This window comes from Citrobacter sp. RHB35-C17 (genome assembly GCF_013816795.1).
Classification (GTDB): Bacteria; Pseudomonadota; Gammaproteobacteria; order Enterobacterales; family Enterobacteriaceae; genus Citrobacter_A; species Citrobacter_A amalonaticus.
Genome location: NZ_CP057150.1, coordinates 1,929,969 through 1,943,244 on the forward strand (window position 1 = coordinate 1,929,969; position 13,276 = coordinate 1,943,244).

The 13,276-nt window shown below is 54.1% G+C and carries 12 protein-coding genes; 10 read left to right on the plus strand and 2 right to left on the minus strand.

All coding sequences use genetic code 11. The features are described 5' to 3' along the window. The first annotated feature begins 65 nt into the window (after nt 1-65). Nucleotides 66-1,001, plus strand: a complete 936-nt coding sequence (locus tag HVZ37_RS09115) for a LysR family transcriptional regulator (RefSeq protein WP_044258009.1) — start codon at nt 66-68, stop codon at nt 999-1,001. 39 nt (nt 1,002-1,040) lie between these two features. Here HVZ37_RS09115 and rne read toward each other — a convergent pair whose 3' ends face one another. Then, a complete protein-coding gene (gene rne, locus HVZ37_RS09120) occupies nt 1,041-4,331 on the minus strand; it encodes a ribonuclease E (protein ID WP_181628360.1) in 3,291 nt (1,096 codons plus the stop codon). A gap of 573 nt (nt 4,332-4,904) precedes the next feature. Here rne and rluC point away from each other — a divergent pair. Continuing rightward, entirely contained in the window at nt 4,905-5,858 is a 954-nt protein-coding gene (gene rluC / locus HVZ37_RS09125) for a 23S rRNA pseudouridine(955/2504/2580) synthase RluC (RefSeq protein ID WP_043000989.1), read from the plus strand. 107 nt (nt 5,859-5,965) lie between these two features. Here the strand turns inward: rluC and HVZ37_RS09130 are convergent, their stop codons facing one another. After that, on the minus strand, nt 5,966-6,550 hold the full coding sequence (locus HVZ37_RS09130; RefSeq protein ID WP_043000988.1) for a nucleoside triphosphate pyrophosphatase: 585 nt from the start codon (nt 6,548-6,550) through the stop codon (nt 5,966-5,968). A gap of 197 nt (nt 6,551-6,747) precedes the next feature. On the opposite strand from HVZ37_RS09130, the gene yceD reads away from it, so the two are divergent. The 8 genes from yceD (at nt 6,748) to fabF (ending at nt 13,246) form a co-directional block, all read left to right on the plus strand. After that, nucleotides 6,748-7,269: a 23S rRNA accumulation protein YceD gene (gene yceD, locus HVZ37_RS09135; protein WP_043000987.1), complete on the plus strand. Its 522-nt coding sequence runs from the start codon at nt 6,748-6,750 to the stop codon at nt 7,267-7,269. Between the two features lie 16 nt (nt 7,270-7,285). Beyond that, nucleotides 7,286-7,459, plus strand: a complete 174-nt coding sequence (gene rpmF, locus HVZ37_RS09140) for a 50S ribosomal protein L32 (RefSeq protein ID WP_000290727.1) — start codon at nt 7,286-7,288, stop codon at nt 7,457-7,459. 146 nt (nt 7,460-7,605) lie between these two features. Beyond that, the gene (plsX, locus tag HVZ37_RS09145; RefSeq protein WP_181628361.1) at nt 7,606-8,682 is read left to right on the plus strand and encodes a phosphate acyltransferase PlsX; all 1,077 of its coding nucleotides are present in this window, start codon (nt 7,606-7,608) and stop codon (nt 8,680-8,682) included. A gap of 76 nt (nt 8,683-8,758) precedes the next feature. Continuing rightward, a complete protein-coding gene (fabH, locus tag HVZ37_RS09150) occupies nt 8,759-9,712 on the plus strand; it encodes a beta-ketoacyl-ACP synthase III (protein WP_043000985.1) in 954 nt (317 codons plus the stop codon). Between the two features lie 15 nt (nt 9,713-9,727). Continuing rightward, nucleotides 9,728-10,657, plus strand: coding sequence for an ACP S-malonyltransferase (gene fabD, locus HVZ37_RS09155; RefSeq protein ID WP_043000984.1), 930 nt, complete (start codon nt 9,728-9,730; stop codon nt 10,655-10,657). A gap of 12 nt (nt 10,658-10,669) precedes the next feature. Further along, the gene (gene fabG, locus HVZ37_RS09160) at nt 10,670-11,404 is read left to right on the plus strand and encodes a 3-oxoacyl-ACP reductase FabG (RefSeq protein ID WP_042319622.1); all 735 of its coding nucleotides are present in this window, start codon (nt 10,670-10,672) and stop codon (nt 11,402-11,404) included. A gap of 277 nt (nt 11,405-11,681) precedes the next feature. Then, complete coding sequence (gene acpP / locus HVZ37_RS09165; RefSeq protein WP_000103754.1) at nt 11,682-11,918, plus strand: acyl carrier protein; 237 nt, start codon at nt 11,682-11,684, stop codon at nt 11,916-11,918. Nucleotides 11,919-12,004: 86 nt separating this feature from the next. Continuing rightward, complete coding sequence (fabF, locus tag HVZ37_RS09170; RefSeq protein WP_043000983.1) at nt 12,005-13,246, plus strand: beta-ketoacyl-ACP synthase II; 1,242 nt, start codon at nt 12,005-12,007, stop codon at nt 13,244-13,246. Nucleotides 13,247-13,276 lie beyond the last annotated feature (30 nt).

Below are 13,276 nucleotides of genomic sequence, written 5' to 3' on the forward strand. Positions count from 1 at the left end.
GCGGTGGTCTGGTAGTCAGCGATGTGGTAAAACGATTATACGTAAAGCGTATGAGCATCGAATGAATGAAAAAGAATGAGCGTATAGACAGGGTGGAACTGATGCGAACGTTTGTGCGCATCGTGGAGGCCGGATCGTTGTCAGCTGCCGCTCGTCAGTTGAACACGACCCAGGCGACAATCAGTCGGCGGTTGCAGTCGCTGGAGGCGATGCTGGGGGTAAAACTGGTCTTACGTACCACGCACGCCATGAAGCTAACGGACGACGGCGAGCGCGGATACCAGCACGCCAAACATATCATTGACGCCTGGCTGGCACTGGAGGACGGACTCAACGTCACGGAAGATGAGCCCGTCGGGACATTGCGGGTGCGGGCTCCGCATGCTTTTGGTCAGCAGCAGCTCCTCACGCCGTTACTGCACTTTTTAGCGCGCTACCCCAATCTGTCGGTGGAGTGGATGCTCAACGATAAAACGGTCGATTTTCTCAGCGACAATATCGACTGCGCGATCCGCGTGGGCGCGGAGGTCGATCCGGCAACGGTTTCGGTGCTGCTAGCGGAAGTGCCGCGTAGCGTGGTCGCTTCACCGGCGCTGCTGGCGCAATTTGCAACGATCGCGGTGCCAGAACAGCTATCGTCGCTGCCCTGGATTGCCGTCAACACCTTCTATCAACACAACGTCTCACTTAGCCATCAGCACAGTCGGGAACCGGTGACCTTTCCGATCACGCCGCGACTGAGTACCGACAGTATCTACGTAGCGCGCAATGCAGCGCTGGCGGGGTTAGGCGTGGTGGTGGTGTCAAGCTGGACGGTGACCGAGGATATCGCGCAAGGACGACTCGTCGAGCTGGTTCCTGACTGGCAGGCCGCACCTTTGCCAGTACACCTGGTCTATCCTTGGGCGCGTTATTATCCCACTCGCCTGCGTAAGTTTCTGGAATTGATGAAAAAGGTGATGCCGGAACTGGCGGGAATGCGCCGACCTGAAGGGGAATAAAAAAGCCGACCCTGAGGTCGGCTTTTTACGCTATCGATTTTACTCGACAGGCTGAGGACGAGTCGGTCCAGCAGAGGCACTGTGCGAGGCAGTGTGACCACCTGCGGCGCCTTTACCATCAAAGGCGAAAGCAGGGCGCTGCCAGTCACTGTGGCGTGGCGCTTCAGGCACATATTCCGGCGCTGGCGCACGGGTCATCGGTGCGGTTGCGTGGCTGTGCTCAGCAACAGGTTCTGCCACGACTGGCGCTGCGGCTTCTGCGATCGGTGCAACGACAACGGGTTCGGATACTGGCGCAGGCGCTGTGGGTGCTTCAACGATCACAGGCGCTGCAACCGGTTCTGCAATGACTTCAGGCTCTGCAACCACTTCAGGTTCAACGGCGACAGATTCAGCCGCAACCACGTCAGGCACGACAGTCATTGTTTCAGGCTCGACCGTAACCACGTCTGGTGTCTCTTCAACGACCGGAGCGGTTTCCTGCGTTTCAGCGACAGGCTCTGCCTGAGCGGCAACCTCTTCGGCGACCGGCACATCGGCGTCGGCAATCACCTGCGGCTGTTCAACCACCGGGGCGGCAATGACTTCCGGATGCGTCGTTTCAACCACGGCTTCAGCCTGAACCGGTGCTTCTGTTACCGTTTCAACGACAGTTTCAACGGCGGGTTCGACTGCGGCAACAGCTTCAACGGCGGCTGCCACGGCTTGCGGTTCGGTCACAACAGGCTGGGCCTGTACCTGTTCGACTTCCTGTGCTTCTGGCTGCGCATCCTGAGGACGGGCTACCGGGTAGCGGATCCACACTTTGCCGGACGCCATTTCTGGCGAGGCGCAGGCGACAGTCAGCGGCATCGGCGACTGCAGTGGGTAACGTTCGTCACGATAACGACGACGACGCTGGCCGCTCACACGCAGATGACGTGGGGAACGACGCGAACGACGCGGCATACCAGCGTTATCACGTGCTTCACCATTGTCATCCTGCTCTGGGGCTGCTTCTGTCACGACAGGCAGCGGCACTTTCACCAGTTCAGTGCTTTGCGCTGGCGCAGTCTGTGCTGCAACCGGTGCGACAATGCTCTCTTCCGTGGTGGCGGTTTCTACCTCTGCCACTTCTGAGGCCTGGTCGTGGTAACGAACTTTCTGGTTCAGCTGACGCTGTTTACGGCGCGGCTGAGCCTGACGAACGCGCTCTTCCTGTTCGGTCTCTGGAGTCTGCTGCTCATCAAGATTCAGCGCTTTTACTTCCTGCTGAGCCTGACGTTTATCATCACTGCGACGGCGGTTACGTTCGCGACGTGGCTGCTGCTGCTCATCACCAGACTTTGCTTTATCCGCTACGTCGGTCGCTTGCTGACGGTTATCACGGTTTTCGGCATTCTGCTGCGCATTACGGCGGTTACGGCGATTCTCGTCGCGGTTCTCGCCATTTTCTGAACGTTCGCCACGGTTATCGCGGTTGTCACGACGTTCGTTGCGATCGTTACGGTCACGACGGTTGTTCTGGCGTTTACGGCGATCCTGCTGACGCTCCGGCTTCTCCGCGGCTTTCGGCGCAGGCTGCTCGGCAGGTTTCACTTCTTCACTACCGCTGAACAGCGATTTCAGTGCGCCAAAGAAACGGCTCAGCAGCCCCGGCTCTGCCGGAGCGGCTGGCGCAACGGCGGCCTTCGGCGCAGCGGCTTTCACTGGCGGTTCGGCAGGCGTTGGCGCAGGCGGAACTTCTGGCATCGCGAAGGTGGCAAGAGCGGGCTGCTCAGGACGTTTACGCTCGGCGAACTCTTCTTCAGACGGTAACGCCATCGCTTCTTCATGTAGCTTCGGCAGCATGTAGCTCAGAGTCGGCGTCTCTTCACCTTTACGCACGCGCAGTACGGAGTAGTGCGGCGTCTCCATTTGATCGTTAGGTACGATCACGCAACGCACGCCATCCTGTCGGGTTTCAATCGCATTAACGGCAGTACGTTTTTCGTTGAGCAGATAGGAGGCAATTGGCACTGGGACAATCGCGTGGACTTCCTGAGTATTCTCTTTCAGCGCTTCTTCTTCAATCAGACGCAGAATAGACAGGGACAGCGACTCGTTATCACGCACGGTGCCGGTACCGCTACAGCGTGGGCAGACGTGATGGCTGGACTCGCCCAGCGACGGGCTCAGGCGCTGACGGGACATTTCCAGCAGGCCGAAGCGTGAAATATGGCTGATCTGGATACGCGCACGATCCTGGCGGACCGCTTCACGCAGACGGTTTTCCACCGCACGCTGATGGCGTACCGGGGTCATATCAATGAAGTCGATAACGATCAGGCCGCCGAGGTCACGCAGGCGCAACTGACGGGCGATCTCATCGGCCGCTTCCAGGTTAGTGTTGAACGCCGTTTCTTCAATATCGCCGCCGCGGGTTGCGCGAGCGGAGTTAATGTCGATGGCGGTTAACGCTTCGGTGCTGTCGATAACGATAGAGCCGCCGGAAGGCAGACGCACTTCACGCTGGAACGCGGATTCAATCTGCGACTCGATCTGATAGTGGCTGAACAGCGGGATTTCACCGGTGTAAAGTTTGATTTTGCTGCTGAAATCCGGACGACCTAACGCCGCAATATGCTGGCGCGCCAGTTCGAGCACTTTCGGGTTATCGATAAGGATTTCACCGATATCCTGACGCAGATAGTCGCGGAAGGCGCGAACAATCACGTTGCTCTCCTGATGGATCAGGAACGGAGCAGGGCGGCTTTCCGCGGCTTTCTGAATGGCTTCCCAGTGTTTCAGACGGAAGCTTAAGTCCCACTGTAGCGCTTCGGCAGATTTGCCTACGCCCGCAGTACGTACAATAAGGCCCATGCCATCAGGCAGTTCAAGGCTTGCCAGCGCTTCTTTCAGCTCGGTACGGTCGTCGCCTTCGATGCGACGAGAGATACCCCCCGCACGCGGGTTGTTTGGCATCAGAACCAGATAGCTGCCCGCCAGGCTGATAAAAGTGGTCAGGGCAGCGCCTTTGTTGCCACGTTCTTCTTTATCAATCTGAACAATAACTTCCTGGCCTTCGCGCAGCACATCTTTGATGTTTGGACGACCATGAGCGTTGTAATTAGCGGGGAAATATTCGCGGGCAATTTCTTTTAACGGGAGGAAACCGTGACGTTCAGCGCCGTAATCAACAAAAGCCGCTTCCAGACTCGGTTCAATACGGGTAATTTTGCCTTTATAGATGTTCGCTTTTTTCTGTTCATGTCCAGGACTTTCAATATCCAGGTCGTACAGACGCTGCCCATCTACAAGGGCAACACGCAACTCTTCCTGCTGAGTTGCGTTGATTAACATTCTTTTCATCGTAACTTACTCATTATTCTTACATTGACGACTAAGCTGCGGGCAGAGTATTGCCTTTCCGGGTGTGAACCGATGGCCTCGTGTCTATTCGCGTCGCCAACCTCACGGTTATCGTCAGCTCAAAGAGGCGCAGAGTGTCGGTTGCCTGCATTTCATACGGAAACGCAGCGCAATTATCAGGGGAACCGCCTGGGTATTACTCTCCAGAGAAGATCCGATCTACCGGTAAGGACTGCAACCCGCAGCCCGCTAACTGTCTGAAAGATCAATACGTCTTACGCCATTGCTGCGTGGATGATCGTCCGGACAAAATTGGGTTTTTCCGTAAAATTCCTTGTTTTAACAAGATTCAGCACGGAAGCGGTGACATTATTCCACTGCTAACCTTGTTATAGCAAGATGACTTTTACCATTTATCACCCGCTTACTCACAGTTTTTTCACTTATGCGCGGTGATTGGTTTAATAACCACCAAATCAGTCATGAAACATGTGAGTGACGAAGGATAAAGATAAATATAAGCATAGAAAAATGAGTGGCGCTAATCCTTGTGGCTATTTAGAATCGGCCCCCATGAAAACAGAGACTCCATCCGTAAGAATTGTTGCTATTACTGCTGACGAAGCGGGGCAACGCATTGATAATTTTTTGCGCACACAGCTCAAAGGTGTGCCGAAAAGTATGATTTATCGCATTTTGCGTAAAGGCGAAGTGCGGGTGAATAAAAAACGCATCAAACCCGAATACAAACTGGAAGCGGGTGATGAAGTGCGCATTCCGCCGGTTCGCGTGGCGGAGCGTGAAGAAGAGGCCGTCTCGCCGCATCTGCAAAAAGTGGCGGCGCTGGCGGACGTTATCCTTTATGAAGACGACCATATTCTGGTGCTGAACAAGCCGTCGGGAACCGCGGTGCATGGCGGCAGCGGGTTAAGCTTTGGCGTGATTGAAGGGTTACGAGCGCTGCGTCCTGAGGCGCGTTTTCTTGAGCTGGTACACCGTCTTGACCGCGATACGTCGGGCGTGCTGTTGGTCGCGAAGAAACGTTCAGCACTGCGTTCGCTACATGAGCAACTGCGCGAGAAGGGGATGCAAAAAGATTATCTCGCCCTGGTGCGCGGGCAATGGCAGTCGCATGTCAAAACGGTACAGGCACCGTTATTGAAGAACATTCTGCAAAGCGGCGAGCGTATTGTGCGGGTGAATCAGGAAGGCAAACCGTCGGAAACGCGTTTTAAGGTGGAAGAACGTTACGCGTTCGCCACGCTGGTTCGCTGTAGCCCGGTGACGGGCCGCACACACCAGATTCGCGTGCATACCCAGTACGCGGGCCATCCGATTGCTTTTGACGATCGCTACGGCGATCGCGACTTCGATAAGCAACTGGCAGGAACCGGATTGTCGCGTCTGTTCCTGCATGCAGCAGCACTGAAATTTACCCACCCGGGTACGGGTGAGGTGCTGCGCATTGAAGCGCCGATGGACGACCAACTGAAGCGCTGTTTACAGGTGTTACGTAAGCCGGCCTGATGCGCATTTATCGCGCTAAACCTGCCGGATAAGACGACTACGTCGCCATCCGGCAGGTTTACGCCTGAAGGCGTTGTATTCTCCCGCCTACTGGATAGTGCCATTAATCAGGTTTTCAGCGGGTTCATCTCTTCCCGACGTAACATCTGGCACAGTGCGATCAGCGGTAAACCAATCAGCGTGTTTGGGTCTCGCCCCTCTAAGCGCTCAAAGAGCGCAATCCCCAGACCTTCGCTTTTAAAACTCCCTGCGCAGTGCAGCGGGCGTTCTTTACGCACGTAGTCTTCAATTTCCGCTTCACTGAGATGGCGGAAGTGAACGTCAAAGGGTTCCACCTCGGTCTGTAAATGTCCCGTCGCGGAGTTATACAGCGCCAGACCGGTATAGAACGTAATGATATTGCCGCTGGCTTTGGCTAACTGTTGGCAGGCTTTCTCTTCTGTTAAGGGCTTACCGGCGATTTCGCCATCCAGTACGCATACCTGATCGGAACCAATAATAAGATGAGACGGAAAGCGGTGAGCCAGCGATTGCGCTTTCTCTTGCGCCAGTCGGTTGACTAAGTGGCGAGGACTCTCTCCGGGCATCGGCGTTTCGTCAACCTCAGGGGCCGCGCATTCAAAGGGCATCGCCAGTTTTTCCAGCAGGGCGCGGCGCCAGGGAGATGTGGAGGCAAGAATGAGATTAGGCATATTTTTTCCACCAGATATAGCGTATTGATGAGAGCCATTTTAAACTATGCTCTTCGTCCTTCAGGCGTGCCGTTGTGGCGTCTCCTGAGCGAAAATAAGTCTGTAAACCGCAATGTGTGCGAATTATTGGCAAAAGGCAACCGCAGGCTGCCTTTTTCTTTGACTATATGACGTTACAAAGTTAATATGCGCGCCCTATGCAAAAGGTAAAATTACCCCTGACTCTTGATCCGGTTCGTACGGCTCAAAAACGCCTCGATTATGAAGGTATCTATACTTCTGATCTGGTAGAGCGCGTCGCCGATTCTGTAGTCAGTGTGGACAGTGATGTGGAATGCGCCATGTCGTTTGCTATCGATAACCAACGTCTTGCTGTGATTACCGGTGATGCGAAGGTTTCGGTAACGCTCGCATGTCAGCGTTGCGGGAAGCCGTTTCCTCATCATGTCCACACAACGTATTGTTTCAGTCCGGTTCGTTCCGACGAACAGGCTGAAGCACTCCCGGAAGCGTATGAGCCGATTGAGGTTAACGAATTCGGTGAAATCGATCTGCTTGCAATGGTGGAAGATGAAATTATCCTCTCCTTGCCGGTAGTTCCGGTGCATGATTCTGAACACTGTGAAGTGTCCGAGGCGGACATGGTCTTTGGTGAACTGCCTGATGAAGCGCAAAAACCAAACCCATTTGCCGTATTAGCCAGCTTAAAGCGTAAGTAATTGAGGAGTAAGGTCCATGGCCGTACAACAGAATAAACCAACCCGTTCCAAACGTGGCATGCGTCGTTCTCATGACGCTCTGACCGCAGTCACCAGCCTGTCTGTAGACAAAACTTCTGGTGAAAAACACCTGCGTCACCACATCACCGCCGACGGTTACTACCGTGGCCGCAAGGTAATCGCTAAGTAATCACGCGTTACTCAACGAATTTTACGTAACAGGCAGGCTGTTAATGCCTCTTTCGCGTAAGAAACGAAGAGAAACCGTGTGATGAAGCTTAGTGAGGAAATTCCCCGTTGCTGCGGGGAAATACCAAACCAGGCGGCGAAACGACTTTGACACGTCTAACCCTGGCGTTAGATGTCATGGGGGGTGATTTTGGCCCTTCCGTGACAGTGCCTGCAGCATTGCAGGCACTGAATTCTAATCCACAACTCACACTTCTTTTAGTCGGGGATCCCGATACTATCACGCCATTACTTGCTAAAGCTGACTTTGAACAACGTTCGCGTCTGCAGATTATCCCTGCACAGTCAGTTATCGCCAGTGATGCCCGGCCTTCGCAGGCAATCCGCGCCAGTCGCGGGAGCTCTATGCGTGTGGCGCTGGAACTCGTGAAGGAAGGGCGAGCACAAGCCTGCATCAGCGCAGGAAATACCGGTGCGCTGATGGGACTTGCAAAATTATTGCTCAAACCGCTCGACGGTATTGAGCGTCCTGCGTTGGTGACGGTTTTGCCGCATCAGCAGAAAGGGAAGACGGTGGTCCTCGATCTGGGGGCGAACGTCGATTGCGACAGCAAGATGCTGGTGCAATTTGCCATTATGGGCTCGGTGCTTGCGGAAGAAGTGGTCGGTATTAACAACCCTCGTGTGGCCTTGCTCAACATTGGTGAAGAAGAAACCAAGGGGCTCGACAGCATTCGGGATGCCTCTGTGGTGCTAAAAACGATCCCTTCCATCAATTACATCGGCTATCTTGAAGCCAATGAGTTATTGACGGGGAAAACGGATGTGCTGGTATGTGACGGTTTTACAGGCAATGTCACATTAAAGACGATGGAAGGTGTTGTCAGAATGTTCCTTTCACTGCTGAAATCTCAGGGTGAGGGTAAAAAACGGTCGTGGTGGCTGCTGATATTAAAACGTTGGTTACAAAAAAGCCTGGCGAGGCGATTCAGTCACCTCAACCCCGACCAGTATAATGGCGCCTGTCTGTTAGGATTGCGCGGCACGGTGATAAAAAGTCATGGTGCGGCCAATCAGCGAGCGTTTACCGTCGCGATTGAACAGGCAGTGCAGGCGGTGCAGCGACAAGTTCCTCAGCGAATTGCCGCTCGCCTGGAATCTGTATACCCAGCTGGATTTACAATGCTGGATGCTGGTAATGGCGACACATCGCAGCCACACTGATTACGGTGTGGCGTGAGAGCCCAGCTTCTTAGCCGTTGTGATGCGCGGTATATAACCAAAAAGTGACTGAGCGTACATGTATACAAAGATTATTGGTACTGGCAGCTATCTGCCTGAACAGGTGCGGACTAACGCCGATCTGGAAAAAATGGTCGATACGTCTGACGAGTGGATTGTCACCCGTACAGGGATTCGTGAACGCCATATTGCTGCGCCGAATGAAACCGTCTCAACGATGGGTTTTACGGCGGCTCAACGCGCGCTGGAAATGGCGGGCATTGATAAAGAACAGATTGGCTTGATTGTGGTAGCGACCACCTCAGCGACACATGCATTCCCCAGCGCAGCATGCCAGATTCAGAATATGCTGGGCATCAAAGGCTGCCCGGCGTTTGACGTCGCCGCAGCCTGTGCCGGCTTTACTTACGCATTAAGCGTCGCCGACATGTACGTTAAAACGGGTGCGGTCAAATACGCGCTGGTGGTCGGTTCCGATGTTCTGGCCCGTACCTGCGATCCAACCGATCGTGGCACAATCATTATTTTTGGCGATGGTGCTGGTGCCGTGGTGCTGAGCGCCTCCGACAAGCCGGGCATCATCTCTACCCATCTGCATGCGGATGGCCGCTATGGCGAACTGCTGACGCTGCCGAATGCCGATCGCGTGAATCCGGAAAATTCGATTCATTTGACGATGGCAGGCAACGAAGTGTTCAAAGTGGCCGTTACCGAACTTGCACACATCGTCGACGAGACGCTGGCGGCCAATAACCTGGATCGTTCAGAACTCGACTGGCTGGTTCCGCACCAGGCTAACCTGCGTATCATCAGCGCGACGGCCAAAAAACTGGGCATGTCGATGGACAATGTGGTGGTGACACTGGACAGACACGGCAACACGTCTGCGGCCTCCGTTCCTTGCGCGCTGGATGAAGCCGTGCGTGACGGACGTATCAAAGAAGGTCAGCTTGTGTTGCTTGAAGCCTTTGGCGGTGGATTCACCTGGGGCTCCGCGCTGGTTCGTTTCTAGTATAAGGATTTAAACATGACGCAATTCGCATTTGTGTTCCCTGGACAGGGTTCCCAGACCGTTGGGATGTTAGCCGATATGGCGGCAAGCTATCCCATCGTCGAAGAGACGTTTGCCGACGCTTCTGCGGCGCTGGGCTATGACCTGTGGGCGCTGACTCAACAGGGGCCGGCTGAAGAACTGAACAAGACCTGGCAGACGCAGCCTGCGCTGTTAGCCGCGTCCGTTGCGCTGTATCGCGTCTGGCAACAGCAGGGCGGTAAAGCGCCTGTGCTGATGGCGGGTCATAGCCTTGGTGAATACTCTGCGCTGGTTTGCGCCGGTGTCATTAATTTTGCTGACGCAGTGCGTCTGGTTGAGCTGCGTGGTAAATTCATGCAGGAAGCCGTTCCGGAAGGCACAGGCGGTATGTCTGCTATCATCGGTCTCGATGATGCGTCCATTGCAAAAGCGTGCGAAGAAGCCGCAGAAGGCCAGGTGGTCTCGCCGGTGAACTATAACTCACCGGGACAGGTCGTTATCGCCGGGCATAAAGAAGCCGTTGAGCGTGCTGGTGCCGCCTGTAAAGCCGCCGGTGCAAAACGTGCGCTGCCGTTACCGGTGAGCGTACCGTCTCACTGTGCGCTGATGAAGCCAGCAGCGGAAAAACTGGCAGCGGAATTAGCGAAAATTACCTTTAACGCGCCATCTGTACCGGTTATCAACAACGTGGACGTGAAATGTGAAACTGACGCTGACGCCATTCGCGATGCGTTGGTGCGCCAGTTGTACAGTCCGGTACAGTGGACGAAGAGCGTTGAATTAATGGCGTCTCAGGGTGTCGAGCACCTGTATGAAGTGGGACCAGGTAAAGTGCTTACGGGCCTGACGAAACGTATTGTTGATACCCTGACTGCCTCGGCTCTGAACGAACCGGCGGCAATGTCGGCGGCACTTGCGCAATAAAAGAGGAACACCATGAGTTTTGAAGGAAAAATCGCGCTGGTTACTGGTGCAAGTCGTGGCATTGGCCGCGCAATTGCAGAGACGCTTGTTGCCCGTGGCGCGACCGTTATCGGTACCGCGACCAGCGAAAGTGGCGCTCAGGCCATCAGCGATTACTTAGGTGCTAAAGGTAAAGGTCTGATGTTGAATGTGACTGATCCAGCATCTATCGAATCTGTTCTGGAAAAAATTCGCGCAGAATTTGGTGAAGTGGATATCCTGGTCAATAATGCCGGTATCACACGTGATAACCTGCTGATGCGAATGAAAGATGATGAGTGGAACGATATTCTCGAAACCAATCTTTCATCTGTTTTCCGCCTGTCAAAAGCGGTAATGCGCGCTATGATGAAAAAGCGTCATGGACGTATTATCACTGTCGGTTCTGTGGTTGGTACCATGGGAAATGCGGGTCAGACAAACTACGCTGCGGCGAAAGCGGGTCTGATCGGCTTCAGTAAATCGCTGGCACGCGAAGTTGCGTCCCGCGGTATTACAGTGAACGTTGTTGCTCCGGGCTTTATTGAAACGGACATGACGCGTGCGCTGACTGATGAGCAGCGTGCGGGTACGTTGGCGGCAGTTCCTGCAGGTCGTCTTGGCGATCCGAAAGAGATCGCCAGTGCGGTTGCATTTTTAGCCTCTGACGAAGCAGGTTACATCACGGGTGAGACTTTGCACGTCAACGGCGGGATGTATATGGTTTAACCACGAGATACGCAAAATCATCCAAATTGTATCAAGGCGGCAAGACCGAAAAGCCGGCGAGCATAGATGACTATGTGACCAGAGTTTGAGGATGCAGCCAACACAGAGACAATTTGAAGGATAAAGCGTAGAAAAATATTTGCGTTATTATAGGTCTTGGCCTCAAAATAACGTAAAATCGTGGTAAGACCTGCCGGGATTTAGTTGCAAATTTTTCAACATTTTATACACTACGAAAACCATCGCGAAAGCGAGTTTTGATAGGAAATTTAAGAGTATGAGCACTATCGAAGAACGCGTTAAGAAAATTATCGGCGAACAGCTGGGCGTTAAGCAGGAAGAAGTTACCAACAATGCTTCTTTCGTTGAAGACCTGGGCGCAGATTCTCTTGACACCGTTGAGCTGGTAATGGCTCTGGAAGAAGAGTTTGATACTGAGATTCCGGACGAAGAAGCTGAGAAAATCACCACCGTTCAGGCTGCCATTGATTACATCAACGGCCACCAGGCGTAAGTGAACATCTCCAGGCGGTCATTCGACCGCCTGAGTTTTATCTTTTTGTCCCACTTGAATCAATTATCCCTCCCTGGAGGACAACCGTGTCTAAGCGTCGTGTAGTTGTGACCGGACTGGGCATGTTGTCTCCTGTCGGCAATACCGTAGAGTCTACCTGGAAAGCTCTCCTTGCCGGTCAGAGTGGCATCAGCCTGATCGACCATTTCGATACTAGCGCCTATGCAACGAAATTTGCTGGCTTAGTAAAGGATTTTAACTGTGATGACATTATCTCGCGCAAAGAACAGCGCAAGATGGATGCCTTCATTCAATATGGAATTGTCGCTGGCGTTCAGGCCATGCAGGATTCTGGCCTTGAAGTAACGGAAGAGAACGCATCCCGTATTGGCGCCGCTATTGGCTCCGGTATCGGCGGTCTCGGACTGATTGAAGAAAACCACAGTTCTCTGGTGAACGGTGGACCGCGTAAAATCAGCCCATTCTTCGTTCCGTCGACGATTGTTAACATGGTGGCGGGTCACCTGACCATCATGTATGGCCTGCGTGGGCCAAGCATCTCTATCGCGACCGCCTGCACCTCAGGCGTACATAACATCGGTCATGCCGCGCGTATCATTGCATACGGCGATGCGGACGCGATGGTCGCGGGCGGTGCTGAAAAAGCCAGTACGCCACTGGGCGTAGGCGGCTTTGGCGCAGCACGTGCGTTGTCTACCCGTAACGATAACCCGCAAGCGGCAAGCCGCCCGTGGGACAAAGAGCGAGATGGCTTTGTTCTGGGCGACGGTGCAGGCATGGTGGTACTGGAAGAGTACGAGCATGCTAAAGCGCGCGGCGCAAAAATTTATGCTGAAGTCGTTGGCTTCGGGATGAGCAGTGACGCTTACCACATGACGTCGCCGCCGGAAAACGGCGCTGGTGCTGCCCTGGCGATGGTCAATGCATTGCGTGATGCGGCGATTGAACCTGGCCAGATTGGCTACGTTAACGCCCATGGGACGTCCACGCCGGCAGGCGATAAAGCTGAAGCGCAGGCTGTTAAATCTGTCTTTGGCGATGCGGCAAGCCGTGTGATGGTGAGTTCCACCAAGTCCATGACCGGCCACCTGTTGGGTGCAGCGGGCGCGGTAGAGTCGATTTACTCTATCCTGGCGCTGCGCGATCAGGCTGTTCCGCCAACCATCAACCTGGATAACCCGGATGAAGGTTGCGATCTGGACTTCGTTCCTCACGAAGCGCGTCAGGTCAGCGGAATGGAGTACACGCTGTGTAACTCCTTCGGTTTCGGTGGGACTAACGGTTCATTGATCTTTAAAAAGGTCTGACCGCCGTTCTGCCTTCCTGGTTAAAAGGTC

What these genes read in the sequence shown, in the direction of transcription:
- rne (WP_181628360.1), bottom strand. Translation starts at nt 4,331, where the DNA reads ATGAAAAGAATGTTAATCAACGCAACTCAGCAGGAAGAGTTGCGTGTT.
- fabH (WP_043000985.1), top strand. Translation starts at nt 8,759, where the DNA reads ATGTATACAAAGATTATTGGTACTGGCAGCTATCTGCCTGAACAGGTG.
- HVZ37_RS09115 (WP_044258009.1), top strand. Translation starts at nt 66, where the DNA reads ATGAAAAAGAATGAGCGTATAGACAGGGTGGAACTGATGCGAACGTTT.
- fabG (WP_042319622.1), top strand. Translation starts at nt 10,670, where the DNA reads ATGAGTTTTGAAGGAAAAATCGCGCTGGTTACTGGTGCAAGTCGTGGC.
- fabD (WP_043000984.1), top strand. Translation starts at nt 9,728, where the DNA reads ATGACGCAATTCGCATTTGTGTTCCCTGGACAGGGTTCCCAGACCGTT.
- acpP (WP_000103754.1), top strand. Translation starts at nt 11,682, where the DNA reads ATGAGCACTATCGAAGAACGCGTTAAGAAAATTATCGGCGAACAGCTG.
- rpmF (WP_000290727.1), top strand. Translation starts at nt 7,286, where the DNA reads ATGGCCGTACAACAGAATAAACCAACCCGTTCCAAACGTGGCATGCGT.
- HVZ37_RS09130 (WP_043000988.1), bottom strand. Translation starts at nt 6,550, where the DNA reads ATGCCTAATCTCATTCTTGCCTCCACATCTCCCTGGCGCCGCGCCCTG.
- yceD (WP_043000987.1), top strand. Translation starts at nt 6,748, where the DNA reads ATGCAAAAGGTAAAATTACCCCTGACTCTTGATCCGGTTCGTACGGCT.
- rluC (WP_043000989.1), top strand. Translation starts at nt 4,905, where the DNA reads ATGAAAACAGAGACTCCATCCGTAAGAATTGTTGCTATTACTGCTGAC.